At 31.6% G+C, this 16,874-nt stretch carries 24 protein-coding genes; all 24 read left to right on the forward strand.

What is annotated here, in order from left to right:
• Positions 1-13: 13 nt before the first annotated feature.
• The 24 genes from INR60_RS04655 to INR60_RS04770 all read left to right on the forward strand — a co-directional run bounded on the left by INR60_RS04655 (position 14) and on the right by INR60_RS04770 (position 16,805).
• Positions 14-808: an NUMOD4 domain-containing protein gene (locus INR60_RS04655; protein WP_194190309.1), complete on the forward strand. Its 795-nt coding sequence runs from the start codon at positions 14-16 to the stop codon at positions 806-808.
• A gap of 15 nt (positions 809-823) precedes the next feature.
• Positions 824-1,006, forward strand: a complete 183-nt coding sequence (locus INR60_RS04660) for a hypothetical protein (protein WP_194190310.1) — start codon at positions 824-826, stop codon at positions 1,004-1,006.
• A 105-nt stretch (positions 1,007-1,111) separates the two neighbouring features.
• Positions 1,112-1,531, forward strand: a complete 420-nt coding sequence (locus INR60_RS04665) for a hypothetical protein (RefSeq protein ID WP_194190311.1) — start codon at positions 1,112-1,114, stop codon at positions 1,529-1,531.
• 57 nt (positions 1,532-1,588) lie between these two features.
• Positions 1,589-2,107 (forward strand): hypothetical protein, encoded by a 519-nt coding sequence (locus INR60_RS04670; RefSeq protein WP_194190312.1) that lies wholly within the window; start codon positions 1,589-1,591, stop codon positions 2,105-2,107.
• Between the two features lie 16 nt (positions 2,108-2,123).
• Positions 2,124-2,378, forward strand: coding sequence for a hypothetical protein (locus tag INR60_RS04675; RefSeq protein ID WP_194190313.1), 255 nt, complete (start codon positions 2,124-2,126; stop codon positions 2,376-2,378).
• A 1-nt stretch (position 2,379) separates the two neighbouring features.
• Positions 2,380-2,523, forward strand: coding sequence for a hypothetical protein (locus INR60_RS04680; protein ID WP_194190314.1), 144 nt, complete (start codon positions 2,380-2,382; stop codon positions 2,521-2,523).
• A 263-nt stretch (positions 2,524-2,786) separates the two neighbouring features.
• Positions 2,787-3,293: a sigma-70 family RNA polymerase sigma factor gene (locus tag INR60_RS04685; RefSeq protein WP_194190315.1), complete on the forward strand. Its 507-nt coding sequence runs from the start codon at positions 2,787-2,789 to the stop codon at positions 3,291-3,293.
• 52 nt (positions 3,294-3,345) lie between these two features.
• Entirely contained in the window at positions 3,346-3,705 is a 360-nt protein-coding gene (locus INR60_RS04690; RefSeq protein ID WP_194190316.1) for a hypothetical protein, read from the forward strand.
• A gap of 58 nt (positions 3,706-3,763) precedes the next feature.
• Positions 3,764-7,369 carry a hypothetical protein gene (locus INR60_RS04695; protein ID WP_194190317.1) on the forward strand — a complete coding sequence of 1,202 codons (3,606 nt, stop codon included), beginning with the start codon at positions 3,764-3,766 and terminating at the stop codon, positions 7,367-7,369.
• Positions 7,370-7,439: 70 nt separating this feature from the next.
• Positions 7,440-7,745: a hypothetical protein gene (locus tag INR60_RS04700; protein ID WP_194190318.1), complete on the forward strand. Its 306-nt coding sequence runs from the start codon at positions 7,440-7,442 to the stop codon at positions 7,743-7,745.
• Between the two features lie 2 nt (positions 7,746-7,747).
• Positions 7,748-8,332, forward strand: coding sequence for a hypothetical protein (locus INR60_RS04705; protein WP_194190319.1), 585 nt, complete (start codon positions 7,748-7,750; stop codon positions 8,330-8,332).
• Positions 8,332-9,549: a PBSX family phage terminase large subunit gene (locus INR60_RS04710; protein ID WP_194190320.1), complete on the forward strand. Its 1,218-nt coding sequence runs from the start codon at positions 8,332-8,334 to the stop codon at positions 9,547-9,549. Before INR60_RS04705 ends, INR60_RS04710 begins: the two co-directional genes overlap by 1 nt.
• 11 nt (positions 9,550-9,560) lie before the next feature.
• A complete protein-coding gene (locus tag INR60_RS04715; RefSeq protein ID WP_194190321.1) occupies positions 9,561-10,865 on the forward strand; it encodes a phage portal protein in 1,305 nt (434 codons plus the stop codon).
• Positions 10,866-11,075: 210 nt separating this feature from the next.
• Complete coding sequence (locus INR60_RS17670; RefSeq protein ID WP_194190322.1) at positions 11,076-11,219, forward strand: GIY-YIG nuclease family protein; 144 nt, start codon at positions 11,076-11,078, stop codon at positions 11,217-11,219.
• A gap of 178 nt (positions 11,220-11,397) precedes the next feature.
• Positions 11,398-12,021, forward strand: coding sequence for a DUF4355 domain-containing protein (locus tag INR60_RS04725; RefSeq protein ID WP_194190323.1), 624 nt, complete (start codon positions 11,398-11,400; stop codon positions 12,019-12,021).
• A gap of 27 nt (positions 12,022-12,048) precedes the next feature.
• A complete protein-coding gene (locus INR60_RS04730) occupies positions 12,049-12,867 on the forward strand; it encodes a N4-gp56 family major capsid protein (protein ID WP_194190324.1) in 819 nt (272 codons plus the stop codon).
• A gap of 47 nt (positions 12,868-12,914) precedes the next feature.
• Positions 12,915-13,307: a phage head-tail connector protein gene (locus tag INR60_RS17735; protein ID WP_194190325.1), complete on the forward strand. Its 393-nt coding sequence runs from the start codon at positions 12,915-12,917 to the stop codon at positions 13,305-13,307.
• Positions 13,307-13,648, forward strand: a complete 342-nt coding sequence (locus INR60_RS04740; RefSeq protein ID WP_194190326.1) for a hypothetical protein — start codon at positions 13,307-13,309, stop codon at positions 13,646-13,648. The genes INR60_RS17735 and INR60_RS04740 overlap by 1 nt, the downstream gene beginning before the upstream one ends.
• A gap of 17 nt (positions 13,649-13,665) precedes the next feature.
• Positions 13,666-13,998 carry an HK97 gp10 family phage protein gene (locus INR60_RS04745; protein WP_238480392.1) on the forward strand — a complete coding sequence of 111 codons (333 nt, stop codon included), beginning with the start codon at positions 13,666-13,668 and terminating at the stop codon, positions 13,996-13,998.
• Between the two features lie 15 nt (positions 13,999-14,013).
• Positions 14,014-14,469 carry a phage tail terminator family protein gene (locus INR60_RS04750; RefSeq protein WP_194190328.1) on the forward strand — a complete coding sequence of 152 codons (456 nt, stop codon included), beginning with the start codon at positions 14,014-14,016 and terminating at the stop codon, positions 14,467-14,469.
• Between the two features lie 22 nt (positions 14,470-14,491).
• The gene (locus tag INR60_RS04755; RefSeq protein WP_194190329.1) at positions 14,492-15,535 is read left to right on the forward strand and encodes a phage tail sheath subtilisin-like domain-containing protein; all 1,044 of its coding nucleotides are present in this window, start codon (positions 14,492-14,494) and stop codon (positions 15,533-15,535) included.
• A gap of 89 nt (positions 15,536-15,624) precedes the next feature.
• On the forward strand, positions 15,625-16,059 hold the full coding sequence (locus INR60_RS04760; protein ID WP_194190330.1) for a phage tail tube protein: 435 nt from the start codon (positions 15,625-15,627) through the stop codon (positions 16,057-16,059).
• A gap of 135 nt (positions 16,060-16,194) precedes the next feature.
• On the forward strand, positions 16,195-16,608 hold the full coding sequence (locus INR60_RS04765; RefSeq protein ID WP_194190331.1) for a phage tail assembly chaperone: 414 nt from the start codon (positions 16,195-16,197) through the stop codon (positions 16,606-16,608).
• A gap of 26 nt (positions 16,609-16,634) precedes the next feature.
• Complete coding sequence (locus INR60_RS04770; RefSeq protein ID WP_194190332.1) at positions 16,635-16,805, forward strand: hypothetical protein; 171 nt, start codon at positions 16,635-16,637, stop codon at positions 16,803-16,805.
• Positions 16,806-16,874: the final 69 nt, after the last annotated feature.

The following is a 16,874-nucleotide window of genomic DNA, read 5'->3' on the forward strand; positions in this document are numbered from 1 at the left end:
GGAGTAGATATCAATGGTAAAAATCAAGAATGAATTAAAGAATATGGAAATTAAAATGAGCATAATTGAAAAGGAGGCTATGTTCTTCATAGATATGTATACTACAGCACCAAATGCAGAAATTAAAGCAAGAGCTTTAAGAGAAATAGAGAGTAGAAAAATGGAACTGGAAGAAGTAGGAACAGTTATAGAGAATTTAAAAGAGCAAGTTAAAACAGTTAACTCTGTGAAATTATTAAAAGTATCTGATTTATACAATAGAAGCGATAAGTGTAAAATTACAGTAAATGAAGCAGGATTGCTTGAAATAGTTAAAGATGAAATAATAGCACAGACAGTTGAGATAGCAGAAACAGTAACTTTAGATGAGAAAGAGTTTTGGAAGCTAGTTGAAGCAGAAGAAAAGAAGATGGCTGATAAATCAAGAATATCCCTAGTAAAAGAGATATTCGGGTTTGATATATCATCTATTCCTAATTCTAAAGCAAAGGAAATTGGAGAAGATGAATATGTGGATTTAGAAAAATTAACTTATGAAGATGAGGAAATCTGGAAGACTATCAAAAGCACAAAGTATCAAGTATCAACATTGGGACGTGTGAGAAACTCTGTAACTTTTGAAATAGTTAAACCATTTAAATCTAACAATATCATGATTGTTAAGCTAGATAATTCATATTTACCACTTGCAGGTTTAATCTTTAGTCTATTCAATAAAGAAGTAGCTAGAGATATAGAACATATAGATAATGATATTACTAATAATCACATATTGAACTTAAGAAAACATGAAGCATTAGTAGCTTAAGCTTAGGAGAATAACATGAAAAAACATACACTAAAAAAGATAAATAGAATTAGAGAAATAATGCTTAAAAAGGGTTATGCAAGATATACAGAGGAAGCTTTAAATGAATATTACATGATAAATGGGAATTATGATAACATAAGTGAATTACAGATATTAAACACATGTATAGCAATGGCACAGAGAGAAGTAGATTAATTTCTACTTCTTTTTTATGCACAATTTTCCTTTTGAAATATTATAAAGGACTTTTCTCACAGTAATACAGTTTATGAAAAAGCAATTACGGAGGAGGAGAGTCTAATGACCTATAACATCAAGAAGATAGATAGCCTATATGAATACTTGAGAAAATCCAAATGCATTGCTGCGTGGAAAAAAGCTTCATTTAGGGCAAGCAATAAGAAATGTGCTGTAACAAGAAGGGTTAATGACCTAGAGATACATCATCTTCATAAACCATTTATAGCAATAGTAAGGGAATCGTTAGAGGAACTGGGATTAGAAGAAAAGTGGAAAGTACATGAATACTCACAAGAAGAACTTTTGCTGATCCAATTAAAGGTGAAAGACCTACATAAAAAATATGGACCTGGTGTAGTAATGCATAAGCGTATTCATAGCCTTTTACATAAAGAATATGGAATGCAACCAACTAAAGAAGAGTTTTATGAGTTCAAGAGAAACTTTCTAAATAAAAAATATAGTACTGTGTGTAAATAAATAAAACTCTCCAGTAATACTTCGTATGAAGACCCAATTACAAAGGAGAGATTTATCATGAACAATAAGAATTACTTTAAAAACAGTAACAATTATGCAGAAATAGGTGCAGCAGAAATAACTAAATACCTAGAATCAACAGGGTGGAATGTAACAAATGTAGAAGGAGATAAAGCATATCAGATACTTGATATAGACCTAGTAGCAGAAAAAGATGGTGAAACAGTTACTATTGAAATCAAGGCTGATACCTATAAGAATACGCCTAATTATTTTTGTGAGACAGTATCTAACACAAGCAAAGGCACAAAGGGGTGCTTTTATGCTACTAAGTCAGATTACATTTTTTATTATTTCATGGAAAAGTACGAACTTCATGTAATACCAACACAAGAGGCTCAAACATGGCTAAGATTAAATGAATCAAATTACAAAGAGGTTTCAGTTAAAACTACTGGATCTAAAGGAGAGTTTTGGTACTCAAATCAAGGTAGGTTAGTTAAACAATCAGATCTACAAAGTGCAGTAGATGTTCAAATAATAGACTTTAAACAATATTTTAATATAGCATGCTAAAAAAGGAGAAATGACTATGATTATATCTAAAATAGTGAATGATTTTAAAAGGATGGAAAAGGCAGACGAATTATTTACAAAGGCTCTAATTGATTTAGAGCGTCACAATTATACAGGAGCAATTAAAACAATTGAAGAGCTCCTTAAAGTAAGTATATCAATAGAGCAGAGGGCAGGAGCAATGTTTTTAATGAGCTTAGCACAAACTGCTGATGTATTTTTAACTAAGGTAATATTAAAAGAAATGTATGATGTTGAAGGAGTTAACTAATATGAATAAGAGTATAACTGAAATAAGAGAAGAAATAAGAATCATGAATGAGAAAAATCTAATATTTGCTTCTAAATGCAAAATAGGATTTACCATTTTATCAGTATTTTTAATAATTTTAACTTTATCGTTAGCTATTTTTTAAGGAGAAGAAATAATGATAATTATAACAAATGAAAAGCAAAGAGAAGCAATAGTAACAAGAGAAAAAAATGGAGAAAAACTTAAAAAAAGTAATTCTTACCAGTATGATTTTAATTATAACTTTAATTATTGATAGCATATTTATAAGAGCATCATTAGCGTTATTTCTAGCACTGTTCTGTTTATGTACTATCATGGTTAGAAAGAGAGTTGATGATGAATTTCTAACTGAATCAGAAATCATACTTAAGGAGGACTTGCTTATTGAATAATGAACAAAATAAACTGATAGAAGATAACATAGCCTTCGCAAGGTGGCTGGCCCATAAATGGAGAAAAACACAAAAATTGTTATCATATGATGAACTTGAATCCATGGCATTCTTTGGGCTCACTAAAGCCGCTAAAACATATAAATCAGAGAAGGGAACTCAATTTAATACCTATGCGAGATTCATTATAGAAAATGAATTTAGAAATGCCTTTAAAAAAGAGAAGAAATATACAATAAAATTTGGCGAAGATATTGAAGAAATGAACTTAGTTAACTTTGATATTTCTGATTTAATAGACTTAAAAACAATCATTAATAAGTATCTTACAGAAGAAGAAAGAGAAATCATAATGGCAGTTTATCATCAAGGTATGAGGCGAAAAGAAGTAGCTATTGATAAAGGTATATCAATATCAAATGTAGTAACAACTATAAAAGAAGCTAAATCTAAAATTGAATATTTGATGAAAGATAAAGTAAGTCCTATTTTTTTATAGGGCTTTTTGTATATCTAAGATAGAAAATAAGAAATTCAGGAGGAATTAAATAATGCAATATTTAAAACTTTTTCATAATGATACAGAAATAACTGAAAGCAATCCTTTATCAGTTGGTCCTTTAAATGCTTCTAAAAACGAAGTATCAGAACCTCTAGCAGTTAAACTTACAGTAGAATCAGGATTCTCAACTTACGGAGATACAACAATCTCATTTGAGGGTGCTACATCTGCAAAATGGAGTATATGTGATACTGAAGATGGTACTTATTTAGAAACATTAACTATATCTGATTTAGTTGATGCAACGGGTGTAACTTTCTACGTGAAAGCTAAAGCAACTGATGATGAACAACCATGCAATGATGTTAGTGTTAAAATAAAAGTGGAAGCTACAATTCAAGCAGTGTAAAGGCTAAAGGCCAGTAGGGAGAGCAATTAGCTCTCCTTATTTTTTAGGAGGATATAAGATGGCAGTTACAATAGATAATTTAAATACTAATATCTTAAGTGTTAAGTCAAGTAAAAATTCCACCTGGTACAGTACTGCAAAAGTATTCAATATACAAGACCTAGTTAAAGATATAGTACCGGATGGCATGAAATTAACTCAGATTAGAATTAAAATAGTCAATACAAGAACTGGTACAACAAATACTAATATGACTAGTGGACGTATAGATAGTTTTAAGCTTCAAAAAGAAACTAGAGATTCTATAGAATTAGAAATTTGTTTAGATGATGTAAATAAGTTGATAGAACTTTACGCATATGAAGACATAAATACTAGTTTACCAAATAATCAATTTTTTGATATCTTAGATGGTACTCATATAGACTTGAAGATTTCAGCACAGGGATACATCTCAAATAGGGTTTGGTATGATACTACTACAAAAGCATTTTTGACAGGTGTGATGTATGAAGAAGAAAGTTCAATAATTCAAACATCGTTAGAATTAGTGACAACTAGAAAGACAGTTGTAAATTCACTTATTACAAATGAAACTGATAGAAAAACAAGTATAAGTGAAATGAAGAAAAATAAAGGATTTAGAACTACAATAACTACTTTTAAAAATGAAATTAGACTTAAGAGAAAGATATCTAAACTTTCATGCAAGTATGTTTGTGTAACCAGAAAAGTAATTAGCAATTATAGAAGTAAGTACTTGATCAATAGAAAATCTGTAATAGATTTAGAAATTATATCTAGACTGGGGCGTAAAGTTATGCTCATATTTAATAATAATTCAAGGGCTCTTAGAGGTGTATTTAAAGATAATATATTAGTGAAATCTGCATTGAGAAAAGTTGAATTACAAGAAACAATTACTAGTCAATCTAAAAGAAAGGTTATAAATTGTGCTAATAAAAATAACTGGTTCTATAGAAAGACTGTTTCAGATAATGCTAGTATAAATAGCTTAAATAGAAAGTTAGTTTCATTAAAAAACTATGATTTTAATGCAATGAGATTTAATGTTAAAGCTGAAAGTAAAAAAGCTATGATTAACAGAAATGTTAGTATAAATAATATAGTAAGCACTAAGTTAAGGAGACCTATTATTACAGATAATTCAATAAGTAGAGCAGTTCATAGAATAGCTGTTAAAGATGTTAATGCTATCAACTATACATTAAGACCTGCAATAGTATTAAGCAAAAATACTAAAGTTACAATCAAAAAAAACATAGTTAATTTTAATGTAGATTCGGTTGTGAAAAGAACATCTATAAAGGAATATTTAGATGTCTATAAATCAAATAGAGCAACTTCAATAGATAAAACTATTAGCAAGAAAACTATAAGATGCATATCAGTTAATTCACTAACTAAAGTATTAGTAAGTAGAAGATTAATTGCAGATGAAACGTTAAAAGCAATTACTATTAGAGCAACATTAGCAAATAAATTAGCATTATGCCAAACATTAAGAGAGATTCTTGATGGACACCTATCAATTAGAACCATTGGAGATACTTATGGATATTCAGGGGGAACATATTTTAGGTTTATATCAGGAACATCATTAACTACAAGATACGAGTTATTTAATGTTGATGGAACTGAAATAAATAAGATATATGAATCATCATTAGTTGCTAGAGGAACAGCAGATCTAGATTCAACATTTAGTACTATTACTAATATATGTACGATTAGATATAATCTCAAAAGAGATGGTATATCAACCTCAACATTTGAATCAGACTTCTATCAAAATACTTATGCGATTGGTGGAGCATTTAAAAATGTAGTATACGTATTACCATTAGAAGCTTCAGAAGATAAGGCTAAGTTTTATATATTAAAAGCTGTATCTGATACTGATAAGGAAAAAATGATTATAAGTGATGGATATGTTGAAGCAGATATAATCAAAGGAACAATAAAACAATATAATCAAATAATTAATGAAGATAGCTCAATGCAATTTGCTATTCCGACAACTAAAGCACCTACTTATAGAATAGTAGGTTATCAAAGAAATGAAATAATATTAGATTTTACTGGGTGTAATGACTTTATAGTTATAAATACTAAAGCTAATATATTTAGAAGAATACCTAGAGTTAACATAAGGCTAGACGCTACACTATGTAAAGCTAGCAATGGATATAAACAGGTTAGTATAGTAAGACCAACTTCATCAACAAACATTGAAGTTAGATTCGATGGATCAGGTAAAGTTATTGCTATTGATACAGGAGCAACTAACATTAAGTTAGGTAGAGTCATGTATGATGCTTATATAGATAAATACTACTTCACTCAAACAGTAAAAGTAAATGATATAAACTACTTGAAAAAGTACATTATGGATATTAATGGAGAAGAGATAGTTTCAGAAGAAATACTTGAAGAAAGAGGACGTAATAGTGCACAAACACAAATAACAGGTTTACTTGGTGGAGGTTTAGGATATCCAGGGAACAGATATCTTTATATACCTTATTTAACTGATAGCGAGTTTGATGGAAAAATACATGTATTATATAAAGCACTGTTAAAAAGAACCTCTCATATAGATTTTAAACCTAAGTTAAATATAGAAAGACATATTACTAACATAAACTCTGTTACAGGGCATTTAAATAGAAAAATTAATGTATCAGATGAGCTAGTTAACATGGCTGCTAGAAAAGCTCTTAATGATAATATTGTTAGAGCAGTTTATATGAGAAGTACCAGACTGGATCTAGGAACTTACTTTAATAACCATAGATTAACATTGAAGGATAACTCAGTAGCAGGAGCAACTCTAAGAAGGACTACAGAAGATAATGTTATAGTTAAAAAGTTTAACTCAAATAGAATGATTTTAATAGATGCTATCAATGATAATTCTACATCAAGAATGGCTATCATTGAATCAGATATGTTATCTAAGGCTATAAGAAGTACTTTAGTTAATAAAGTTATAGTAGGGCCAACAGGTAGAGCTATTGTAGACATAAATGTAACTATCTATGAAGTTGATACTTTAAGAAAAATCATGGCTAATAACATTAATGCAAAACCATTAACCAGAAGCTCTCATTTAAATGTAGAGGACCAGTTAAATACTAAGAGAAGTATTTCTAATATATCAAGGTTAAATGAGCATATGGAGCGTTTTATTGGTTGTAGCAGTTTTGTTAATGGTTATATTACTAGAAATATTATTGAGGTAGAAGAAAAATCATTTAATACAGAAAGAAAAAATATAGCTAGCTATAATAGAGTAGCTAATGCTAATAGAAGATTAGCAATTATAAATAATATAACTGGATCTACAGAAAGAACTGTTATATCACATTATGATTATACTAAAATAGTTCCTACATCTAGGACTACTATTATAGGGAATATTAGCAATTATAGTACACAAAGAAAAGTTAAAGCATTAATGATAAATGATTATAAAACATTAAGAGTAGTAACCTTAAGAGCAACTGATGCTAAGACTTATTACTTTAATGCAATAGTGCCAGTTAGAATTGATGAATACCCTATACACTACTTTAATATGAAGATAAACCTTATAAATGAATATTTAGCAAAGGTAACAATGGGAATGGACTTTAATTAGTTCATTCTTTTTTATTTGCTCATTTATTTGTATATCTAAATCAGAAGAAAAAACTTAGGAGGAAACTGGGATGGTTATACAAAACACAGATGCAATTTTTAAGTTTAATATAGCAGATATAACTGATAATCGAGTTAATTTAACTGAAGATATGAAAATAACTTTAAAGATACAAAGAAGAGAAAATAATGATGAAATAAGCTCAAGCGATTTTGAATGTTCTATAGATATGATTAACAATGTAGCTTATGTGCTAATAGAAAAAGAGTATTTTACAGCAAATACTACTCACCAATTTCAACTAGAAATAGTAACAGAAAAGGGCTCAACTTACCGCTCTCATCTAGATTCATTCTTCGTGTGTGAAGGTATTTAACAATGGCTGAAAAGAAGCATAACTGGACAAAGATTAAGAAGGATTGGTTAGCAGGTAAATACAAGAACATTAAAGATTTGGCTGATAAAAACAATATCTCGTATAGCTATTGCAAAAAACAGGTTGCTAAATGGAACAAGGAAAAGAAAATAGCAGAGAAACTTATTAATCCACAGATAGAAGAGGTGGGTAGCTGTGACCGACATACCTCTAAAGAAGACGGGGATATTAAAGTTCCATCTAATAAAGAAGCAGTTTTTATAAATGACATTGAAGTGCCTACTCAAGAAGTAATAGTTCCTACCAAAGTTACTACAACCCTTTCAAAAAATAGGAACATTTGGCTCTCTAGCTTATGGGATAGACTAGGCTTAATCGTAGAGACTGCCTTGAGCGAACCGGAGCATAATTTCTTTACTTTAGATGGCAGAGTCAAGACAAAGCAGCTTACAGATATAGCACTTATCCTAGAGAAGATACAGAAAGCTAATGAGGGCAAGGCAAATAAAAAGACTGGTCAATTATCTGAGTACGTTGAGATGTTTGAATTGATGAAGCAAGCACATGGGGAAGAGGTGGAAGATTAATGGCGGAGTTAAGTAAGAAACAGTTAGATTTCCTCTTCAACTCAAATGCTAGGATTAATATAGCTGATGGAGCAATCAGATCAGGTAAGACGCACGTATTTAACCTTAGATGGTTATATGAGATTATGAATGCGCCTCCTGGACTTATGCTGATGGCAGGTAAGACTATTCGTACATTAGAAAGAAACGTACTTAAGTCTCAGAATGGTTTATTTGATTTATTGGGGGAAGGTAATTATTCATATAACGGATCAACAGGAGAATTAGTTATAGGAGATAGGAAGATAATCTGCATAGGAGCTTCTGATGAGCGTTCAGAGAACAAGATAAGAGGTATGACTTTAGTATCAGCCTTGTGTGATGAAGTTACGCTCTTCCCTAAGAGCTTCATAGAACAGTTAATAGGACGTTGTTCTGTTAAAGGAGGACATCTCTTCTGGAACTGCAATCCTGATAGTCCATTTCATTATATAAAAACTGATTATTTGGATAACGTTGAGATGAAGGGGCTAGTTAAGCATTGGAGATTCCTTATGCATGATAATCCTTATCTGACTAAGAACAATCCAGAATATATAGAGCAGGCAGAAAAAGCTTTTAAAGGGGTTTTCTATCAGAGGAATGTGCTTGGAGAATGGTGCAATGCTGAGGGCCTTGTATATCCTCATTTCGATGTAAAGGTTCATGTAGTAGATAAGTTGCCTGAACGATTTAATAAGATAACTGTAGCAATAGATTACGGTACAACTCACCCAACTGCATTTACCATGCTAGGAGAATACCAAGGCAAGTATTATATGATTAAAGAGTACTACAAGAGTGGAAAGACTAATACACAACTTGCTGATGACCTGGTAAAGTTCATAGATGGATATAAGATTAATGGAATAACAGTTGATAGTGCAGCCGCTTCTTTTATCCTGGAACTAAGAGGAAGAGGTATTAGAGTAACAGACTGTATTAAGGATGTTACTGATGGTATAAGCAAGGTATCATCTCTGATAGCAGATAATAAGCTTTACGTGCATAAGAGCTGTAAGAATACAATTAAAGAGTTCCATGTATATGCTTGGGATGAGAAGAAGAGCCAATCGCAGGGAAAGGATATTGTTATAAAGATTAATGATGATGCAATGGATAGCCTACGATACAATATAATGACATTCCATAATGTAAAGAAAATAGAAGCTGTTAATAGATCCATATTTGGCTTCTAAGGAGGTAACTAATGAAGATTAACTTTAAATTAGATAATGATAGAAGTAAAGCAATTACGCAATTAATAGATTATCACAAGACATATAAACTTCCGAAGTACAAGAAGCTAGATAATTACTATGCAGGCTTCCATGATATATTCAAGAAGGAAGCTCCAGCCAATACGCCTAACAATAGAATAGCTACACCATACCCAAAATTTATTGTAGATACTGCAATAGGATATTTCTTAGGACAGCCTCTTCAGTATGATTCAAAGGATGATATCCTAAAATCCCTTTTATATGCTGTACTAGACGAGAATGGTGAAGATGATGCAAATATGGAGCTATCAAGAACGCTATCTATAACAGGTGAAGCTTTTGAATTAGTTTATATAGATGAAGAGGCTAATATACAATTTGCTCAACTAGATAATGCTCAAACCATAGTTCACTATAATAGCAAGCTTAAGCCACAGATAGACCTGGCACTTAGATACTATGAAGAAGATGATATAGTTTATGCTGAGCTTTATACTGAAGCTGGTGTAGAGTATTACGAGAAGAAGAATGAATCATTTGAGCTAGTTGATGAAGAAGAGCATATTTTTGGTGAAGTGCCTATTGTACACTACCTTAACAATAATAACGCCAAAGGTGATTTTGAGCCAGCATTATCCTTAATAGATGAATATGACAGGGCCTTATCAAATAATAGTAATGAATTCGAGTATTTTAGAAATGCGTACCTTATATTAAAAGGCTATGCAGGAACAACTGATGAAGAAATAGCAGAGGCTGTAGAGAAGAGAGCATTTAAGGTAGACAGTGATGGAGATATAACATTTCTTACTAAAGATATTAATGATTCGGCTGTGATGAACCATTTAAAAACATTACATGATAATATTCATTTCTCATGTTCTATACCATGCCTGACTGATGAAAGCTTTGCAAATAATATAAGTGGAGTTGCTCTTAAATATAAGCTTTGGGGATTTGAGAACCTTATTGCTGCTAAGGAGCGTAAGTTTACTCAAGCTATTACTAGAAGGTTGAAGCTTATAATATCAGCTATGAATGTAAAAGGCCATTCTTTTGATTTTAAGGATATTACTTTAAGATATACTAGAAATCTTCCGGAGAACCTTTTAGAGAATGCTGAAATAGTAAATAAACTTTCTACAATAATACCAACGGAATATTTAGCAGTCCTACTACCATTTATTGATAATAAAGAAGAGTTATTAGATAAGATAGCTGAGAATCAACTGACAGCCTCTTCACAGGCAAGTTCAGAAGAGGGAGAAGTAAGTTTAGCTAAGACTGCTTAAAAAAGAGCCTGCATCAATCTGCAGGCTTTTATCTATTGTATTAGGTTTCAAGAATATTATTCTCAACTATAGTTCAATGATTAGTCTTACAAATTCTCAATATACAATATTATATATATATTCTTAAAATTTGATTGAAATAGTAATGTGTAAAAGCACTTATTCATCTAGTAATACTTCTTTGAAGTATTAAACGAAGGATGGGATAAGATGGAAGGCATTTATAGTATTACTAATAAAGTTAATGGGAAGAGGTATATAGGACTATCAACCAATATAAAGAAGAGGGTAGCATCACATAAAGACCAGCTAAAATACAATAGGCATGAAAATACTAAATTACAAAGAGCATGAAACAAGTACGGTGAAGAGCACTTTGAGTTTGAGGTTTTAGTTGAGTTATTAAAGCTAAATAAGACAGCTTAAGTGTAATAGCATCTCCCTATTTTGATAGATTTTTTTATTGTAATAATTTTTTTATACTCTTCATTGTATATCTACCATGAATAACTAATCACAGGAGGTAATAACTATGGCAGATGTTAACACAGTAATAGATCCAGCGGGAGTGAATGCTAACGAAGTGGATCAGCAGGGTGGGAACAAAACACCAGAAATAAAACTTCCTCAATCAATTGAAGAATTGCAGGCACTTTTACAATCAGAAGGTGATAAAAGAGTAGCTTCAGCAATTAAGAAGCGTGAAGAAAAGCTAAAAGCTGATTTTGAAGCTAAGATTGAGAAAGAAAAAGCTGAGGCAGCTAGATTAGCAAAGATGACTCAAGCTGAAAGAGAAAAAGCTGTATTAGAGGCTGAAAGAAAATCCTTTGAAGCGGAAAGAAAAGCTTTTGCTAAAACACAATTATTGAATCAAACAATGGTTGAACTTCAAAAGGAAAGCTTGCCAGTAACATTTGCTGAATACATGATGGCTGATACTGCAGAAGAGGTTATTGAAAGGATAAATAGCTTTAAAAAAGTATGGCAGGAAGCATTACAAGTAGCAGTAGATGAAAGAATAAAGTCTAAAACTCCTAAGGCAGGAACATCTAATAATACTACTATAACAAAAGAAGATTTTAAGAAGATGACTTACAGAGAAAGAGTGTCTTTATATGATTCTAATCCAGAATTATATAAGTCCTTAAATAAATAATAACTATCCTATGGAGGTAAACAAAAGATGAGTTTAACTAAATTAGAAAACCTAATTAATCCAGAAGTATTAGCTGACATGATTTCAGCAGAACTTCCACAATTATTAAGATTTGCTCCTATTGCAGATATAGACACAACTTTAGTAGGGCAACCAGGAAATACAATTACTGTTCCTAAGTATGCATATATTGGAATGGCAGAAGATGTTGCTGAAGGTGAAGAAATTGGATCAGCACAATTACAAACTTCTACAACTCAAGCTACAGTTAAAAAAGCAGGTAAAGCAGTAGACATTACTGATGAATCAGTTTTAAGTGGTTACGGAGATCCAGTATCAGAAGCTGAAAGACAATTAAAAATGGCCATTAGAGATAAGATTGACTATGACTGTCTAACAGTATTAGCTGATGCAACATTAGAACATAATGCAGGTGCTAAGATTTCTTACAACGGAATAGTTGATGCTATTGATTTATTCGATGAAGAAGAAAATGAGCCAAAAGTATTATTTGTTAATCCAAAGCAAGTTACTGCATTAAGAAAAGATGCTAACTTCCAAGACATGAATAAGTATCCTCTTCCAGTGATAATGAAAGGGCAAATCGGAGAAATCTGTAACTGTTACGTAGTTCCTTCAAAGAGAATCAAGTTAAATGCAGAGGGTACTGCTTATGAAAACTACATTGTTAAGGCTGGGGCTCTTAAGGTTTACTTAAAGAGAGATGTTCAAGTTGAAACTGGTAGAGATATTAAGAAGAAGATTAATTCTATCGTAGTTGATGAACACTACACAGCTCACTTATACGATGAATCTAAGGTAATTAAAGCTTACTTCAATAAATAATCATAATTGGCCTCTTCATGGGGCCTCTTCCCAAGGGAGGTAAGACAATGTTTTTAACTGATGTGAAGATACTGCTTCAAATAAAGACCAGTGATTGTTCAAAGGACGAATTGCTATCATATTTGATAAGGCAGGTCAAAATAAAAATACTAAATTACTGTAACATACAAGAAATACCGTTATCCCATCAATACTTGATCCCTGAAATGGTAGCTTCATATTATAACCTTATGTATAAGCCACATGAAGAGGAGCAAGTTCAAACTAGAGCAGGTTCTAAGGTAATCAAGAAGGAAAGCATTGGTGATTACTCTGTAGAGTATGATACTGGTGAAGCTTCTAAAAGGCCTACGCCATCTTCAGCAGATACATCTAATTTAGAATCAGTTCTAATTGATTATAAAAGCGAGCTAAATCAGATAAGGAAATTAAGGTTATAATGGATAGTTTACTTAACCAAGTATGTACAGTAAAAAGGGCGAACATTTTTGGAGCTAAAAATCACTCTAAGAAATATTACGTTGATTTATATGAAGATGAAATAGTAGGAACTTACCCATGCAGGATAGTAAGAAAAAGTGCTAAAACATCTTCAAATCAAGTAGAATCAACGGTTCAAGGCACTATGAGAGCCTACTTTAACAATGAAGCTGATGTAGAAGAGGGAGATATAATTGAATGTAGCGAATATTCTCAGTATACATTCAATGTATTATTCGTATACAATCCAGGCTTTCATCATAAAGAAGTAGACCTAGAAATAGTACCTAAAAGCGTGTAATACCAATGCTTGAGGATATGTTAAAGGATTTACATTGCGTGAAATCAAAATTTCACGCAGAGTTGCCTAAATTAAAAACTAGCATGGGTAAGACATTAAAAGATGATATAAAAAGATATACTCCAAGAGATTCAGGAAGGCTAGCTGAAAGTTACAATGTAAAAGTAACTGGTAATGATATAGAAGTAATTACAGATGTTGAGTATGCTCCTTATGTAGATAATGGACATTCAACAGGAAGTTCTTTTGTAAAAGGAGCCCATATGTATGATAAAGCTATTAATAACTTTCACGTTAAATCAGATAAGTTGATTAATGATTTCTTGGATCAAGTAAATCCATTTAAGTAAAAGCAGGAGGTAACCATGGATCTATTTTATATAGTTGAATCAATATGCAAACACATAAGTGAAAGATTTGATGATACTAACATCTATATAAATGATGTACCACAGGGTTTTACTAGGCCTAGCTTTTATGTAGGATTAGTTGATTTTGTGGATCAAGATTTAAGCCTTGGAACTATGAGGAGGAGAGCTACATTTGAAATAGTGTATTTTGCACCTGTAAATAGTAGAGGATTAACAGATAAATTTAAACAACATGCAGTCTATATGAATATGGCTTCAATATTTAGTGAGCATTCATTGGCTGTTAAAAATAGATATATCAAAATAACATCTAAAAATGGAAATTTAACTGATACAGAGGCTCACTTAAGCGTCAATTTTGATTATACAGTTGATAATGATTCAATGATAAACATAGATGACCTGTGCGAGCTTATGAGAGAGTTACAGATAAAATATTTAAATAACTAATGAATTATGGAGGTACAAACCTATGAGTTTTCCTAAAATTAATATTACATTTAAAGGTTTAGCAGGTTCAGCAGTTACTAGATCAGCAAATGGAATAGTAGCTTTAATATTAAAAGGTGAATCACGATTCCACGTGTTAGAGTCATTAGCTGATATGCCAGAAGAGTTAACAGCAGTTCAAAAGGAAGCTGTAGAAATGGCATTCAATGGTGCTAGTAAGGTAATAGTTTCTGTAGAAGATGCAGTAGCTAAATCATTAAAGAGATTAGAGACAGTTAGATTTAACTACTTAGCAGCTCCGGAAGGTGAGACAGATGATAATACAGCTATTGCATCATGGATCAAGTTACAAAGAGAAAATAAATCTAAAAGAGTAAAAGCCGTTTTAGCTAACACTGCTGCTGATAATGAAGGTATCATAAACTTCACTACTAATGGTATCAAAGTGAAGGATAGAGAAGAAGCATATTCTGCTCAAATGTTTACTGCAAGAATAGCTGGGTTAATAGCTGGTACTGGTGCAAGGGATTCAGTTACATTTGCAAGATTACCTGAGGTTGAAGATATAGCAGCTCACTTAACAGAAGAGGAAGCAGCGTCTAAGATTTCTGCTGGTGAATTAGTTTTATTCCATGATGGAGATAAAGTTAAGGTTGCTAGAGGTGTCAATTCATTAGTAACTGTTACTGGTGATAAAAATGAAGCATTCAAAAAGATAAAGTTAGTTGAAATCATGGATATGATTCATGATGATATCAAGAGAACTGCTGAAGATGACTTCATCGGTAAGATAAGAAATACTTATCCTAATAAATTACTTTTATGTAATGCTATTAATGCTTACTTCGAAGCTTTAGAAGCAGAAGAGGTACTAGAAGCTAATCAAAACAAATGTGAAATAGATGAAGTTGCTACAAGAGCATACTTAAAGGAAACTGGTGTAGATGTAAGTCTATTAAAGCCTGCTGAAATTAAATCAGCTAATACTGGTGACAAGGTATTTATATCAGCTAAGATTTCAATGATTGACGCTATGGAAATAATTGATTTTGTTATAGCAATCTAATAGAAAAGTCAAAGTTATTTGTATAACTAAGGTGAGGTGGGAAAAAGTTCCCTCTTCATCTTAAAACTATAATATGGAGGTACTACCTAATGAGTTTTAAAGGTAAAAATGTTATAAATGGTACTTACGGTAGCGTATGGGTTGATGGTGAAAAAATTAATGAATGTTTCGGCCTAAAAGCAACTGTTGAAATACAAAGAGAAGATATTAAGATGTGTGGAAACTTATGGGTAGCTAGCAAAATGCTTGGAGCTACTGGTAAAGGTTCAATAAAGTTACACAAGGTATCAACTAGATTTGAAGAAAAGATATTCAATGCTATTAATTCAGGAGAAGATACTGACTTTGAAATTCAATCAATGTTAGCTGATCCAGACGCATTAAACAAAGGTAAAGAAACTGTATTATTAAAGGGTGTTCAATTCGATGAACTTACTATGCAAGATTTCGAGGCTGGAGCAGCAGGTACAGTAGAAATACCATTTAGATTCTGTGGAGCAGAATATCTAGATAAGATAGTTTAATTTATAATATCTACAGAAAACTAGTGGGACTAGTTTTTTAGGGAAGCTAATAATTAACTTATACGGAGGGCGTGTAAAAACGCTCCTCCCATTTATATTGGATATTATTTTTGATTTAACGGAGGAGCAAATTACATGACAAATGCATTAGATTTATTATTAGGAAATGAAGAATTATTACAAAAGCCATCTAAGGAGTTTATCGTAAGAAGATTGTCTCGAGGAGAAGTAGAATTTAAATTAACTTTAGAAGCAGTTACTATGAATCAGTTTAAGCATATTCAACAAATTTGTACTGATAAAAGAGGTGCTGTAGATGCAATAGGTGTTCAAGTAATGTTACTGACTTATGGAGTAAGAGAGTTTAACAATAAACTAGCTGAAAATAAGGATAAGTTACAAGATACATTTGCTAAGTTAGGCGTTGCTAATTCAGAAGGATTAATTCAAAAGGTATTACTACCTGGTGAGATTAGCATAATAGCATCTGAAATTACTGAATTAAGCGGTTTTGGTGAAGATATGGTTGAAGAGGTAAAAAACTTCTAGCCAACAATGATACTGAGACTATCCTTATGTATTATTGTTGGAAGTACCACAATATAAAACCATCTGATTACTATAATATGACGGCAGGAGAAAAAACTATTTTAACTGCATTTTATACTATAGAGATGGAAGAAATGAAAGAAAAAGCTGAGGCTGTAGCAAGTACAGGTATATGTCCTGCTATGGCATTAAAATAACGTTACTCTTATATTAGGAGTTTCGTGAAAGTAAGATGAATAGAAGGTTTAATAGGTATGGACGCTGTG

The sequence above is a fragment of the Clostridium chrysemydis genome (assembly GCF_015234215.1).
Lineage (GTDB): Bacteria > Bacillota > Clostridia > Clostridiales > Clostridiaceae > Clostridium > Clostridium chrysemydis.